This window comes from Mesorhizobium sp. M0894, assembly GCF_040319725.1.
Classification (GTDB): Bacteria; Pseudomonadota; Alphaproteobacteria; order Rhizobiales; family Rhizobiaceae; genus Mesorhizobium.
In genome coordinates, this window is sequence record NZ_JAMYOG010000020.1 from 1 (window position 1) to 12,766 (window position 12,766).

At 63.3% G+C, this 12,766-nt stretch carries 13 protein-coding genes; 8 read left to right on the top strand and 5 right to left on the bottom strand.

The features are described 5' to 3' along the window. Positions 1 to 319 precede the first annotated feature (319 nt). Positions 320 to 2,416, top strand: a complete 2,097-nt coding sequence (locus NKH91_RS27330) for a TRAP transporter permease (RefSeq protein ID WP_352495444.1) — start codon at positions 320 to 322, stop codon at positions 2,414 to 2,416. Continuing rightward, a complete protein-coding gene (locus NKH91_RS27335; RefSeq protein ID WP_352592309.1) occupies positions 2,413 to 2,796 on the top strand; it encodes a DUF1850 domain-containing protein in 384 nt (127 codons plus the stop codon). Before NKH91_RS27330 ends, NKH91_RS27335 begins: the two co-directional genes overlap by 4 nt. Here the strand turns inward: NKH91_RS27335 and NKH91_RS27340 are convergent. The 3 genes from NKH91_RS27340 to NKH91_RS27350 form a co-directional block, all read right to left on the bottom strand. After that, positions 2,709 to 4,430: a saccharopine dehydrogenase family protein gene (locus NKH91_RS27340; protein WP_352848271.1), complete on the bottom strand. Its 1,722-nt coding sequence runs from the start codon at positions 4,428 to 4,430 to the stop codon at positions 2,709 to 2,711. The two genes, NKH91_RS27335 and NKH91_RS27340, sit on opposite strands and share 88 nt — an antisense overlap. Positions 4,431 to 4,480: 50 nt before the next feature. Then, the gene (locus NKH91_RS27345) at positions 4,481 to 4,867 is read right to left on the bottom strand and encodes a thiol-disulfide oxidoreductase DCC family protein (protein WP_352481375.1); all 387 of its coding nucleotides are present in this window, start codon (positions 4,865 to 4,867) and stop codon (positions 4,481 to 4,483) included. Positions 4,868 to 5,118: 251 nt separating this feature from the next. Then, the gene (locus tag NKH91_RS27350) at positions 5,119 to 5,265 is read right to left on the bottom strand and encodes a hypothetical protein (RefSeq protein ID WP_023718851.1); all 147 of its coding nucleotides are present in this window, start codon (positions 5,263 to 5,265) and stop codon (positions 5,119 to 5,121) included. 407 nt (positions 5,266 to 5,672) lie between these two features. On the opposite strand from NKH91_RS27350, the gene NKH91_RS27355 reads away from it, so the two are divergent. The 3 genes from NKH91_RS27355 to ligD all read left to right on the top strand — a co-directional run bounded on the left by NKH91_RS27355 (position 5,673) and on the right by ligD (position 9,667). Further along, entirely contained in the window at positions 5,673 to 6,179 is a 507-nt protein-coding gene (locus NKH91_RS27355) for a YciE/YciF ferroxidase family protein (RefSeq protein ID WP_023718852.1), read from the top strand. A 125-nt stretch (positions 6,180 to 6,304) separates the two neighbouring features. Further along, positions 6,305 to 7,156 (top strand): non-homologous end joining protein Ku, encoded by an 852-nt coding sequence (ku, locus tag NKH91_RS27360; protein WP_023718853.1) that lies wholly within the window; start codon positions 6,305 to 6,307, stop codon positions 7,154 to 7,156. 9 nt (positions 7,157 to 7,165) lie between these two features. Next, positions 7,166 to 9,667 (top strand): DNA ligase D, encoded by a 2,502-nt coding sequence (ligD, locus tag NKH91_RS27365; protein ID WP_352592324.1) that lies wholly within the window; start codon positions 7,166 to 7,168, stop codon positions 9,665 to 9,667. Between the two features lie 224 nt (positions 9,668 to 9,891). On the opposite strand, the gene NKH91_RS27370 is transcribed toward ligD, so the two are convergent. Further along, a complete protein-coding gene (locus NKH91_RS27370) occupies positions 9,892 to 10,566 on the bottom strand; it encodes an ArsR/SmtB family transcription factor (RefSeq protein WP_352848273.1) in 675 nt (224 codons plus the stop codon). 68 nt (positions 10,567 to 10,634) lie between these two features. Here NKH91_RS27370 and NKH91_RS27375 point away from each other — a divergent pair, with 68 nt between their 5' ends. From NKH91_RS27375 to NKH91_RS27385, 3 genes are all read left to right on the top strand, one after another. Then, on the top strand, positions 10,635 to 10,850 hold the full coding sequence (locus NKH91_RS27375) for a DUF1127 domain-containing protein (protein ID WP_352481378.1): 216 nt from the start codon (positions 10,635 to 10,637) through the stop codon (positions 10,848 to 10,850). A 95-nt stretch (positions 10,851 to 10,945) separates the two neighbouring features. Further along, the gene (locus tag NKH91_RS27380; RefSeq protein WP_023718857.1) at positions 10,946 to 11,278 is read left to right on the top strand and encodes an NIPSNAP family protein; all 333 of its coding nucleotides are present in this window, start codon (positions 10,946 to 10,948) and stop codon (positions 11,276 to 11,278) included. Further along, complete coding sequence (locus NKH91_RS27385; protein WP_023718858.1) at positions 11,275 to 11,619, top strand: antibiotic biosynthesis monooxygenase family protein; 345 nt, start codon at positions 11,275 to 11,277, stop codon at positions 11,617 to 11,619. The genes NKH91_RS27380 and NKH91_RS27385 overlap by 4 nt, the downstream gene beginning before the upstream one ends. Positions 11,620 to 11,625: 6 nt before the next feature. Here the strand turns inward: NKH91_RS27385 and mbfA are convergent, their stop codons facing one another. Beyond that, positions 11,626 to 12,609 carry an iron exporter MbfA gene (gene mbfA / locus NKH91_RS27390; protein ID WP_023718859.1) on the bottom strand — a complete coding sequence of 328 codons (984 nt, stop codon included), beginning with the start codon at positions 12,607 to 12,609 and terminating at the stop codon, positions 11,626 to 11,628. Positions 12,610 to 12,766 lie beyond the last annotated feature (157 nt).

The window sequence follows — 12,766 nt, forward strand, 5'->3', positions numbered from 1 at the left end:
CGGTGCGTGGCGTTGGGCGCGCGTGGATCAGGCACCGCGCCAAAGTAGCTCTCAAGGCAGGAAATGGCAGTCGCTCCTTCGCTCACCTGCCTCTCCAAAGAATCCTTTCTCAGCCTAAACTCAACCCCAAAATCGCCATATGCGATTCCCCTGCCCTTGAGGGGAGGGTGGCCCGCAGGGCCGGGAGGGGTCCTCGGCGACGCGCTCCATCGTTCAGGCAAAGGTCGAGGCAGTTGAGGTTACCCCACCCGTCCATCCGCCTTCGGCGGCTGTCCACCCTCCCCTCAAGGGAGAGGGACGCCCCCCAGGAACCCCGCCAATGACCGAAACCCCGACCGTTCTTTCCACCACAGCCGAAATCGCTGTCGAAGGCCTGCCACCGGGCTTCGGCGAAGGCATCGCCGGCAAGGCGGCTTTTTTTATCGCCGTCGCCTTCTCCATCTTCCAGATCTACATCGCCGCCTACGGCAGCCTGCCGAGCCAGGTCGTGCGCGCCATGCATGTCGGCTTCCTGCTGCTGCTCGGCTTTGCCCTGATCGCCAATCTGCGTGCCAAAAGCGTCCCGGCGAAAGCAGTCTTCTGGACTCTCGGCGTGCTCGGCTTCGCCACCGGTCTGTACAACTGGGTATTCTATGCCGACCTCATCCGCCGCTCTGGCTTCCTCACCACGCCTGACCTGATCGTCGGCGCGGTGCTGGTCGTGCTGGTCTTCGAGGCGGCGCGGCGGTTGATGGGGCTGCCGCTTGCCGTCATTGCCTTCATCTTTCTCGCCTACGCATTTGCCGGCAATCATCTGCCACCGCCTTTCATCCATCGCGGCTATGATTTCGCCCAGCTCGTCGACACCTTCGCCTATGGCACCGAAGGCATCTACGGCACGCCGATCTATGTCTCGGCCGCCTACATCTTCATCTTCGTCGTCTTCGCCGCCTTTCTCGAACGCGCCGGCATGATCGCGCTGTTCAACGATTTTGCACTTGGCCTGGTCGGCTCATGGCGCGGCGGCCCGGCGCAGGTCTGCGTGCTGTCCTCGGCGCTGATGGGCACCATTTCCGGCTCCGGCGTCGCCAACGTGGTGGCCAGCGGCCAGTTCACCATCCCGCTGATGAAGCGCTTCGGCTTCCGCTCGGCCTTCGCCGGAGCCGTCGAGGCGACCTCGTCGATGGGCGGCCAGATCATGCCTCCGGTGATGGGTGCGGTTGCCTTCATCATGGCCGAGACGCTGAACATTCCCTATGCCGCGGTGGTCAAGGCGGCGATCATTCCGGCGCTGCTCTATTTTGGCGCCTGTTTCTGGCAGGTGCATTTGGAGGCCGGCAAGGCCGGCCTGCACGGCATGGCCAAGGCCGACCTGCCCAATCCGTGGGATGCGGTGAGACAACACTGGCCGCTGGTACTGCCGCTCGCAGCACTGATCTACCTGCTGTTTGCCGGCTACACACCGGTCTTCGCCGGCACCATGGGCCTGGCGTTGACCATTGTGCTTATCCTCGGCACGCCGCTGGCGGCATCGATCGGGCCGCTCGCCTTCCGCGTCGTCTTCTGGCTGGCGCTCGGGCTTGCCGCCGCTTCCTTCATGAAGTTCGGCGTCAACATCCTCAGCCTGGTCATCGCCGTGCTGGTCGTCGCCTGCCTCACCTTCAAGGGCGGGCGCGAGACACTGCGCATATGCGTCGATTCCCTTGCCGAGGGAGCAAAGAACGCGCTGCCGGTCGGCATTGCCTGCGCCATCGTCGGCATCGTCATCGGCACGCTGACGCTCACCGGCATCGCCTCGACCTTCATCGGCTGGATCATCTCGATCGGCGAGAACAATCTGTTCCTGTCGCTGCTTTTGACCATGCTCACCTGCCTGGTGCTCGGCATGGGCATCCCGACCATTCCCAATTACATCATCACCTCGTCGCTAGCCGGGCCGGCGCTTCTGTCGCTCGGCGTGCCGCTGGTGGTCAGCCATATGTTCGTCTTCTATTTCGGCATCATGGCTGATCTCACCCCGCCCGTGGCGCTGGCCGCCTTCGCCGCCGCACCCATGGCCAAGGAAAGCGGCCTCAAGATCGGCATCCAGGCCACCAAGCTTGCCATTGCTGGCTTCGTGGTGCCGTTCATGGCGGTCTATACCCCGGCGCTGATGCTGCAGGACCCCGGCCCGATCGCCGCCCAGTTCGGCTATCCCGTCGAGGTCGCCTACATCGTCATCAAAGCCTGCATGGGCATCGTCCTGTGGGGCGCCGCCGCCGTCGGCTTTCTCGCCCGGCGCATGGCCTGGTGGGAACGCCTCGTCGCCTTCGCCGCTGGCGTGCTGCTGGTTGCGGCGCTGCCGCTCACCGACGAGGCGGGCTGGGCGCTGTCTCTTGCCTGGATCGGGTGGCACTGCTGGCGCGCGCGGCAGGCGTCACTGGCCAATTCGGCATGAGCCTCTGCATCGTCGCGGCCGGCAAGACCATGACGCTCGCGGTCGCCGCCTTCACGCTCTCCTGGACGCATTCTGTGGAGAAGACCCAGTGGCAGGAAGACTGGAAGGTGCTGCCGTCCGGCCTGCAACTCGTCGAGGCACGAATCAAGGGCTCGGGCGCCGGCATGGAGCCGCCGCAAGGCTCGGCGCTGCGCGACGGCTGGTGGGTCTATGCGCCCCGGGTCGGGCCACAGCGGCGCCTGGTGCTCGCCGCCTCGGGCGCCACGGGTCAAGGCTGGACGCTGTGCACGGCTCAGGACTGCCGCGAATTTGGCAAGGTGGCAGGCGACACGATCTCGCTGGAGCCGTGCGGGTCGGAAGGCTCTAGCCAGCCACGGTAGCGGGCGATCATGCCGGCAAGCGGATGCGAGATATCGACATGGAAGCGGAAGCGGCCATCCTCCACCGTTTCGTAGGAAGTCGAGCGTGGACCGAGCCAGATCGGCAGCGGCAAGCCAAAAAAGCTCCAGCGGCGCAAGACCAGTGCCAGCCGGCCGTCCTCGGCAACCAGTGCCATCGCGAAGGTCAGCGGGCCGAAGCGTTCGCACAGCAGGCGCTGCGATCGACCCCGGCCTGCGAACTGTAGGCTCGAAAAACTGTGCTTGCCGAATGTCCGCGTCCAGGTCTCGCCGCCCTTGTCGGTGTCGAAGCGGACATGAATGTCCTCGCTTGCTCCGGGGAAGCCGACCATCCAGGCCATTAGCCGGCCAAGAACATTGTGCCCGCGTTCTACGCTAGCGCGGCCTGCGGCCGTGATCGTACGGTCATGCATTGACCGAATTGCCTCGGGAAGGCCTTGCCAGGCGGCACCGAGCAGCTCGGTATAGAGCGGCTTGTCCTCGTCCGCGGCCCCGTTCCTGAAGCCGGTGTAGATCGTCCGCCCGGCGAACAGGGCCTCATAGTCCCGGAGCTCTAAATCGCGCACCGCCGCCCGTGCGCCCGGCGCGGGCTGATGTCCGGCCAGCACTTTGCGGACCAGCGCTTCAACCGCCATCGACGGGATCAGCGGCCCATCGTTGCCCTCGGCCAAGAGATGCCACGAGCGCTTGCCGGTGGCGCCCGCGCGGTCCGATCCCTCCACCTCGACGAACATGCCGCCGCGATGCTCGCCCCAGCGCAGCCGGTTCGTCGCCTGATGCATCAGCGGCGCCAGCGGCGAAAGCGAACCGATCAACCCGGCGCGCACCAGCCAGGCGAGGCCGATCAGGGCGCGGTGCAGCACCTCGGGTACCGGCCCGGCTCCCATCCAGATGGTCCTCGCCTCCGGCCAAAGCTCGGCCAGAGCACGCAGGTCCGGAACGTCGACCAGCGAGAACAGCGTGTTTCGAAGCGGCAGCTGGCCCGGCGGCGCGATAGTATAGCGCAGCTGCTCGGTAAACGGACAGCCTTGTTCGGGACGGCCATTACGAACAAGGCGCACCGGCTGACCGGTGTAACCGGCGATAGCGCGAATGACGTTTCCGCCGACACCGGCGAAGGGCGACGGCGCGATGCCGCCGCGAATTCCGTCGACCCGCGTCAGGTCCGAAGACAGGCGGCGCACAACCGCCGCCGTCAGCACCGGAAAGCTCGAGACTCCGGATAGCACGAAGACGCCGGCGTTTCGCGCCGCCTCGTCGAACGCAGAGACACCGGCGACGAAATCCGAGCCGTCGGCAAGATCGAGATAGTTGACGCGCCGGGCGATGCATGCCTCGATCAGGCCATAGCATCCCTCGCCATAGGCCTGGAACGGACCGCTCGCGTCGACCACAATATCAGGCTCAAATGCAGCGAGTTGCACGGCGAGATCGCCGTCACGGTCGAACAGTGCCGGCACTAGTTGCGCTGCGGTCGGGGCGCGCTTCTTGCAATACGCGTCAGCCTTGGCGAGCGAGCGCCCGGCGACGAACAGGATCAGATGGGGCTCGCCCTCCAAAAGCTCGACGGTGCGACCGCCAAAGGTGCCATAACCGCCGACGACAAGAACCTTCATCCGCAGTTCCCCCAAAATGCCCCGCGCCGCTCCCGGCCACGGCGATGAGCCTAGCCGATCAATCTTGCCCTCACCTCGGCGGAAGGGATTTCACAATTGTCCTTCTTGCCGAACAGGGCGTAGCGGTTCTTTGCGATGCGATCGTAGAGCCAGTCGCGAAGCGGGCGCGGCAACAACAGCAGGATCCGCGCCGCTCGCCATGGCCAGCCGAGTTCGGCCATGACGGCAACGAAACTGTCCAGGCGTGTGAAAGCCGCGCCATCGACGATGACGAGATTGGTCTCGTAGCGATCCGTCTGCAGCCCGTATTTCTTGAACAGCATCTCGCCGAGCGGCGATTGCGCCGTTACGAAATGGAAGTGGCCCTTGCGGTCGAGCTTTACCACCGTCCGCACAAAACCCGAGCACAACACGCAGACGCCGTCGAATACGATCAACGGGCGACTTGATTCGAATTCTGGCGGCTCAGGAGAATGGTTCGGCTTGACGATCACGTGGCGCCCGGCAGCTGGTGTCAGGCGACACTAAGCCTGCCGGCGGCTGGATCAAAGCCCGGAATGTTAGAGGCTTGGCGTTGTCGCCCGCCGTCTGTCGGTCAGCGCAGGGCGCTCGGCGCGATAGGTCGTTGACCGGTTGTCGGCGTCAGGCCGGCAGATACGGCTGTCGTGACGGCTTTCCCTGGTCATCATCAGTGCACGCTGATCCCAAGCGTGTTGCCACGGCGCGCGCAGGCGGGACCTGGGCCGCGCATGTAATAGCGCTCGGGCCGATAGGTCGGCGCGACGAATTCGCGAATGGCGGCGGCATAGCCGGCGATTTGATTCCAGAAGCTCATTTTACTCGGTCCCTGTCCCGTTTCGGATGTCCCTTCCGAATTGCGGGGATCATAGCGTCCAGGCGTGAATAGTCGGTGAACGCGATGTTAATCTCTGGTCGAAAATGCCTTTGTTCATGGCTGCAATGCGGCTGATTCGCGGTGTTTCCGTGCTGTCCGTCGGCATTTCGCCCAGTGTGACTTTTGCATCACATATGTTTCGCCTGAATGTCGCCGAGGCGCGCGTTTGTTTCACTTTTGCTGCCACGGCGAAATTTCCGTGCACGTGGTCGAAAAACCAGGAACCCGCCCGTCAGCCGCACGTTGATTTCCCAGTGTCGGGACGAACCGGCTGCGCGGGCTGCAGCTTCCGGCTGGAGCCGCAGCCAAAAATCCGAAACAGCAAGAGCAATGGAAAGGCAAAGGCCATGGGCTTCTTTTCGAAGGACATCAAAACACTCGACGATCTCTTCGTGCACACGCTGCGCGACATTTATTACGCCGAGAAACAGATCGAGAAATCGCTGCCGAAGATGATCGACAAGGCGAGTGATCCGCAGTTGAAAGCCGGCTTTGAGAAGCATCTCGCCCAGACCAAGGGTCATATTCAGCGTGTCGAGCAGGTGTTCGAGCTGCACGGCGTGAAGGCCAAGGAAGTCGACTGCCCGGCCATCGATGGCATTCTCGAAGAGGCCGATGAGGTCAGCGGCGACATCGCCGACAAGGAGGTCCTCGACGCTGCACTGATCGCGTCCGCCCAGGCGGTCGAGCATTATGAGATGACCCGTTACGGCACCTTGATTGCCTGGGCCAAGCAACTGGGCCGCAGCGACTGCGCCAATGTGTTGGCCAACAACCTCAAGGAGGAACAGGCAACCGACCGCAAGCTTACCGAGATGGCGGAAAGCAAGATCAACCTGCAAGCCGCCGAGTAGGGCCGCGATCGAGAATGGAGTTCAGGCAAGGCTGGGCCGAAAGCCCGGACTTGCCTTTTGCGCCGCCGGAACCGGAACGGACTTTGCCCGTTCTCGGTTGAACGTTGTCGCGCAGGGAGTTTGTCATGGCGCCGCGCCCCGCCTGGAGAGGGTATCTCAAGCTTTCGCTGGTCACCTGCGCGGTCGAAGTGACCAATGGCGTCACCCAAGCCGAAAAAGTTTCGTTCCGCGTGCTCAACCGCAAGACTGGCAACACTGTCAGGCGCGTCTATGTCGATTCGGCAAGCGGCAAGCCGCTCGATGAAGGCGACGAGATCAAGGGCTACGAGATCGGCGACGGCGACTTCGTCCAAATCGAGGAGGAGGAGATCGAAGCCGTCCAGATCGAATCCTCGCATACGATGAGCCTCGACGGGTTCATCGAAAAATCTTCGATCCAGCAGATCTATCTCGACACGCCCTATTATGTGACGCCTGCGGACGATGTCTCGGAAGAGGCTTTTGCCGTCATCCGCGACGCCATGGCCGCCAAGAAGACGGCGGGCCTTGCCCGCATCGTGCTCTACCGCCGCGAGCGTCCGGTGGTCATCGAGCCGCTGGGCAAGGGCCTGCTGCTGACGACGCTGCGCTATGGCGATACGGTGCGCAGGCCGGAGATGGTGTTCGGCGACATCAAGCCGGTGACGACCGACGCCGAGATGATCAGGCTGGCCGAACACATTGTCGATGAGAAACAGGCGAAGTTCGATCCTTCCGAATTCGAGGACAAATACGAAAACGCGCTGATCGAGTTGGTCCGCGCCAAGAAGGCCGGCAAGAAGGCACCGAAGACCAAGGCAGAACCGCGACCCTCCAACGTCGTCAATCTCTTCGATGCACTGAAGAAGAGCCTTTCGTCGGAGGCCAGCCCGCCGGCAAAGGCCAGACGCCCGGCAAAAGGCGCCAAGTCCAAAGCCGCCCGGCGCAAATCGGCTTAGGATCAGACCATGGCCGGCCTCGAGCAATATCACGCCAAGCGCGATTTCAAGAAGACCGCCGAACCGGCCGGTAAGCTCGCGCGCGGCAAGAAAGCCGTGCCGGGTGGCATCTTCGTCATCCACAAGCATGCCGCCACCAGGCTTCACTACGACCTTCGCCTTGAGCATGGCGGCGTGCTGTGGAGCTGGGCGGTGACGCGAGGCCCGAGCCTCGACCCGCATGAGAAGCGGCTCGCCGTGCATGTCGAGGACCACCCGATCGACTATGCGCCGTTCGAAGGCACCATCCCCAAGGGCCAATATGGCGGCGGCTCGGTCATTGTCTGGGACGAAGGCACGTGGGTCCCCGAAGGCGACCCTGCCAAAGGGATGAAGAAAGGCCATATCAATTTCGAACTGCATGGCCACAAATTGCATGGCGCCTGGCATCTGGTGCGGCTGAAGCCGCGGCCCGGCGAAAAACGCGACAACTGGCTGCTGATCAAGTCCGACGATGCCGCCGCGCGTCCCGGTGAGGACATTTTGCAGGAGGCGCCGCAATCGGTGAAATCCGGCCTGACCATCGAGGAGGTCGGCGAAGGCAAGACCGCCGACGGCAAGAAGCCAAGCGTCTGGCAGTCCGACAGGCCGGCCGCCGGCAAAGCGAAGGCTGTCGCGGCAAGGCGGCTCGAATTCGTCGAGCCGGCGCTCGCCACGCTGGAGCGGGACGCCCCGCCCGGTAAGGACTGGCTGCATGAGGTGAAGTTCGACGGCTATCGCATGCAGGCGCAGCTTGCCGGTACCGAGGTGCGGCTTTTGACACGCACCGGCCTCGACTGGACCCACAAATTCGGTGGCTCAATTATCGCGGCACTTGGCGGCCTGAAATGTACCGATGCCGTCATCGACGGCGAAATCGTCGTGCTGGCGGATAATGGCGTGTCGTCCTTTTCGCTGCTTCAGCAAGATCTGTCGGCGGGCCGTACGGACCGTTTCATCTACTATGTCTTCGACCTGTTGCAGCTCAATGGTCAAGACATCCGTTCCGAGCCGCTGGTCGAGCGCAAGGAAAGGCTGCGCAGCCTGCTCGCCGGACAGACCGAAGAGCAGGCCGTGCGCTTCAGCGACCACTTTGCCGAGCCCGGCAAGATCATGCTGGAGCATGCTTGCCGCCTGGGCCTCGAAGGCGTCGTCTCCAAGCGTGCCGATGCGCCCTACCGCAGCGGGCGTGTTCCCTCGTGGGTGAAGTCGAAATGCACGGCGCGCCAGGAATTCGTCATCGGCGGCTACATGCCGTCGGACAAGACCGGGCGTGGCCTGCGCTCGCTGCTGGTCGGCTATCACGAGGGCGGCAAGCTGCGCTATGCCGGCCGCGTCGGCACCGGCTTCACGGCCAAAAGCACCAACGAGCTGAAGAAAAGGCTTGATGCGCTGAAGACGACAACCTCGCCCTTCGACAGCGCGGTGCCAAGGGGCAAGGGGCTGGTCTGGGTCAAGCCCGAACTTGTCGGCGAAGTGGAGTTTCGCAGTTGGACGTCGGACCGTATAATACGCCACGCGTCCTTCCAGGGATTGCGCGAGGACAAGCCGGCGGAGGAAGTCGTGCAGGAGAAACCGAAAGCACGCTCAGCCACGGCAGAGCCGAAGCCAAAGCCCACCAAAACCGCAGGCGCGGCGAAAACCTCGGTTACGCTGTCCCGCCCTGACAAGCTTCTGTGGCCCGAGGAGAACGTATCGAAGCAGGATCTGGTCGATCACTACGCGCTGGTCTGGCCGCGCATGAAGCAGTTCGTCATCAATCGGCCGCTCAGCCTCGTGCGGGCGCCGGACGGCGTCGGCGGCCAACGCTTCTTCCAGAAGCATGCCTCGGCCGGCATGCACGACAAGATCGCCGTGATGAAGGATCCGACCGACGGCGAGGAGATATTGTTCATCCGCGATTTCGACGGTCTCGTGGCACTGGTGCAACTGGGCGTCGTCGAGATCCATATTTGGGGCTCGACCACCGACGAGCTGGAAAAGCCCGACCAGATCATCTTCGATCTCGATCCCGACGAGGGCGTCGACGTGAAGGCGGTGCGCGCGGCGGCACTCGACATCCGCGGCCGGCTCGACGAACTGTCCCTGCCGAATTTCGTCAAGACCTCGGGCGGCAAGGGCTACCACGTCGTCGTGCCGCTGAAGCCGTCGGCGGATTGGGACGAGGTCAAGGGCTTCGCCCATGAGTTCGCCCGAGCGCTCGAACAGGCCGCACCCGACCGCTACACGGCGACGCTGTCGAAGAAGGCACGCACGGGCAGGATTTTCGTCGATTATCTGCGCAACGGCCGCGGCGCCACCACCGTCGCCCCCTATTCGTCGCGCGCCAAAAAGGGCGCCACGGTATCGATGCCGGTGACCTGGGCGGAGATCGAGGCCGGATTGCCGCCCAACGCCTTTCCGATCGGCGACAAGACGACGCTGAAGCGGCTCGGGCAAGCCGACCCCTGGGCGGATTTTTTCAAGCAGGCCAAGCTGCTCAAGCGCGACTAGTGCATGTCGCGCAAAAGTGTGCAGCGGTTTTGCGATAACGACATGCATCAAAACAAGGACCTAAAGCGCATCGCATGAGGCCGGTCGAACGCGACGCGCTTTAAAGCAATTCCAGGAAAAGTATGAAAAGGTTTTCCGCCCGGAATTGCGTCAAAACAAAAAGACAGAGCGGTTCGGCGTTTCCGTGAAACGACGAATGCGTACTAGCGCGTCGAAGCGATCTGTCAGGCGAGAAACGTGTTCTCGAAGGCCTGCTTGCCTGCCGGTGAAAAGATCACGGCACGGCTGTCCTTCTCGCGCCGCGCCCATTTCTCGGCGAGGATCTTGTCGAGAATGGCGGCGCCCAGCGTGCCGGCAAGGTGCGAACGCCGCACGCTCCAGTCGAGGCACGCCCGGCACACCGGTCGCCGCGCTTTGGTATGGATGTCGATGCCGATCGCGGCGAAATGCGAGGCGGCCGACGGCCCAAGCTGGATCTCCTTGTCGTCGCGCAGGAGCACTTGTCGAGCGACAAGACGGTCCAGCATCGCCACCGCCTGCTCGCCGGCGAGGTGGTCGTAGCAGACCCGCGCCACGCGCATGGCCGCGTCGCGAGGGCCGGGTCGCACCCTCTGCGGCCCGACAGCAGCAGCGACGCCGGTGATGGCTTCGATCATTCCTGCCACCTGCGGGCCGGCGAGGCCGTAATAGCGGTGCCGTCCCTGGCTCGCCAGCGTCAGCAGCCCGCCTTCCATCAGCTTCGATAGATGGGAGCTCGCTGTCGGAAGCGACACGCCGGCTTCGAGTGCCAGTTCGCTCACCGTCAGTGCTGTGCCGCCCATCAGTGCGGACAGCATGTTTGCCCGCGCCGGATCGCCGACCAGGCTGGCAATGCGGGCTATGTCAGGGCCTTCGCGCATAGTTCGTTCCTCATCGAAGCATCCTCGTCAGACAAGCATTAATCTCGATGCAAATCAAGGAGACGACGATGCCTGCAAGGACCATTCTCAGCGCCGCGCCTGCTCGCCGGCCGTTCCCGTTAATTGTCTTGCGCCGCTTGCGGCTGTGGCTCCTGAAGCGGTGGTACGACCGTCATTCGCAGCGCCTCGATCTCGCCGAAATCGACGATCATCTGCTGCGTGACCTTGGCCTGACACCCGAAGACGTCCGTCGCGAATACGCGAAATCCTTCTGGCAGGCATGATCAGCGAGGGATTGCCTAGCATATCGATCTTCGGAACGTTTCGACCCGGCTCGAACTGTGGTCGCAAGAAACATCCACCCGCCAAGGAGGCGAAAATGACCATTACCTGCTTCATCCGCTACGAGATCGATCCGTTCGGCAAGGCGGCGTTCGAGGAATATGCCCGCAATTGGGGGCAGGCGATCCCGCGCTGCGGCGCCGATCTGATCGGCTATTTCGCGCCGCACGAAGGCTCGGCCACCACGGCTTATGCCGCCTACAACATCGACAGTCTTGCGGCCTACGAAGTCTACCGCGCCCGGCTCGCCGCCGATCCCGCCGGCAAGGCGAATTACGAGTTCGCCCGGCGGGAAAAATTCATCCTGAAGGAGGATCGCATCTTCCTCAAGCTGGCCTCCGCGCCGCATGGTCCTTTGGTGAAGCCATGATCGCCGTCATCTTCGAGGTCGAGCCGGCGGCGGGCAAGCGCGAAGCCTACCTCGGCATCGCCGCCGACCTGCGGCCGCTGCTCGACGGCATCGACGGTTTCCTGTCGATCGAGCGCTTCCAGAGCCTTGCCGATCCGAACCGCATCCTGTCGCTGTCCTTCTGGCGCGACGAGGAAGCGGTGAAGGCCTGGCGCAACACGCAGGAACATCGGCAGGCCCAGAAAGCCGGGCGCGGCGGTATCTTTGCCGACTATCGTTTGCGCATCGCCCACGTCGTGCGCGACTACGGCCTGACCGAACGCGCCGAGGCGCCAGCAGACAGCCGGGTGGTGAACGGATAGGGGCTGCTATGCATTCCCGATCAGCACCCCTGCCGCAAACACCAGCGCGCCACCCAGCACCACCTGGAAGGCGGCGCGCCAGAATGGCGTCTGCATATAGCGGTTCTGCACGAAGGCGATCGCCCACAGCTCGAAGAAAACCACCACGGCGGCGACAATGGTCGCCGTCCAGAAAAGCGGGATGAGATAGGGCAGCGCATGGCCGAGCCCGCCCAGCGTTGTCATGACGCCGACGGTCAGACCGCGTTTTGCCGGCGAGCCGCGGCCCGACAACTTACCGTCGTCGGAGGCCACTTCGGTGAAACCCATCGAGATGCCGGCGCCGATCGAGGCAGCAAGCCCGACCAGAAAGGTCTGGAACGTGTCGTGCGTGGCAAAGGCGGCGGCAAAGATCGGCGCCAGTGTTGACACCGACCCATCCATCAGCCCCGCCAGCCCCGGTTGTACGTAGGTCAGGATGAACTGGCGCTGCTCGGCCGCCGCCTCTTCGTCCTTGACCGCGCCCGGCACATGCTTTTGTTCGAGCCGCTGCGCCAGTGTCTCGTGGCCCTGTTCTGCGATCGCCAGATCGTCGAGCAGCTTTCGCGTCGACGCATCGCCTGTGCGCTTGGCCGCCTCGACATAGAACAGGTAGGCCTGCCGCTCCATGGCCTCGGCTTGGCTGCGCACATGATCGACGCCGAGCGGCCTCACCAGCCAGTCCGGTTTGCGCTCGTAATAACCCTTCACATGTTCGCGCCGGATCAGCGGTATCCGCTCGCCGAAACGCTTGCGGTAAAGCTCGATCAGTGAATCGCGATGGCCGTCCTCTTCCTCCGCCATCTCTTCGAACACTTTGGCCGATTGCGGAAAGCTTTCCGCCAGCCCGTCGGCATAGGCGCGATAGATGCGCCCGTCATCCTCCTCGGAGGAGATGGCGAGCGCCAGGATCTCCTGTTCCGAGAGCGATTCAAAGGAACGGCGGCCGAGGCCGAAAACGCGGGAAAGCATGAGAAATTCACCCTAGTTTAGAATAGTTCTAAACTATGACCTTGCACGTCGCCGGTCAATCGTGCGTGCTCCACTCATGCTCAAAAGCTACAGATTTCGAACCCCCGAGCAGGTCGTCGTTTGCTATCGGTGAACGTTCACTTATATAACCGAATCT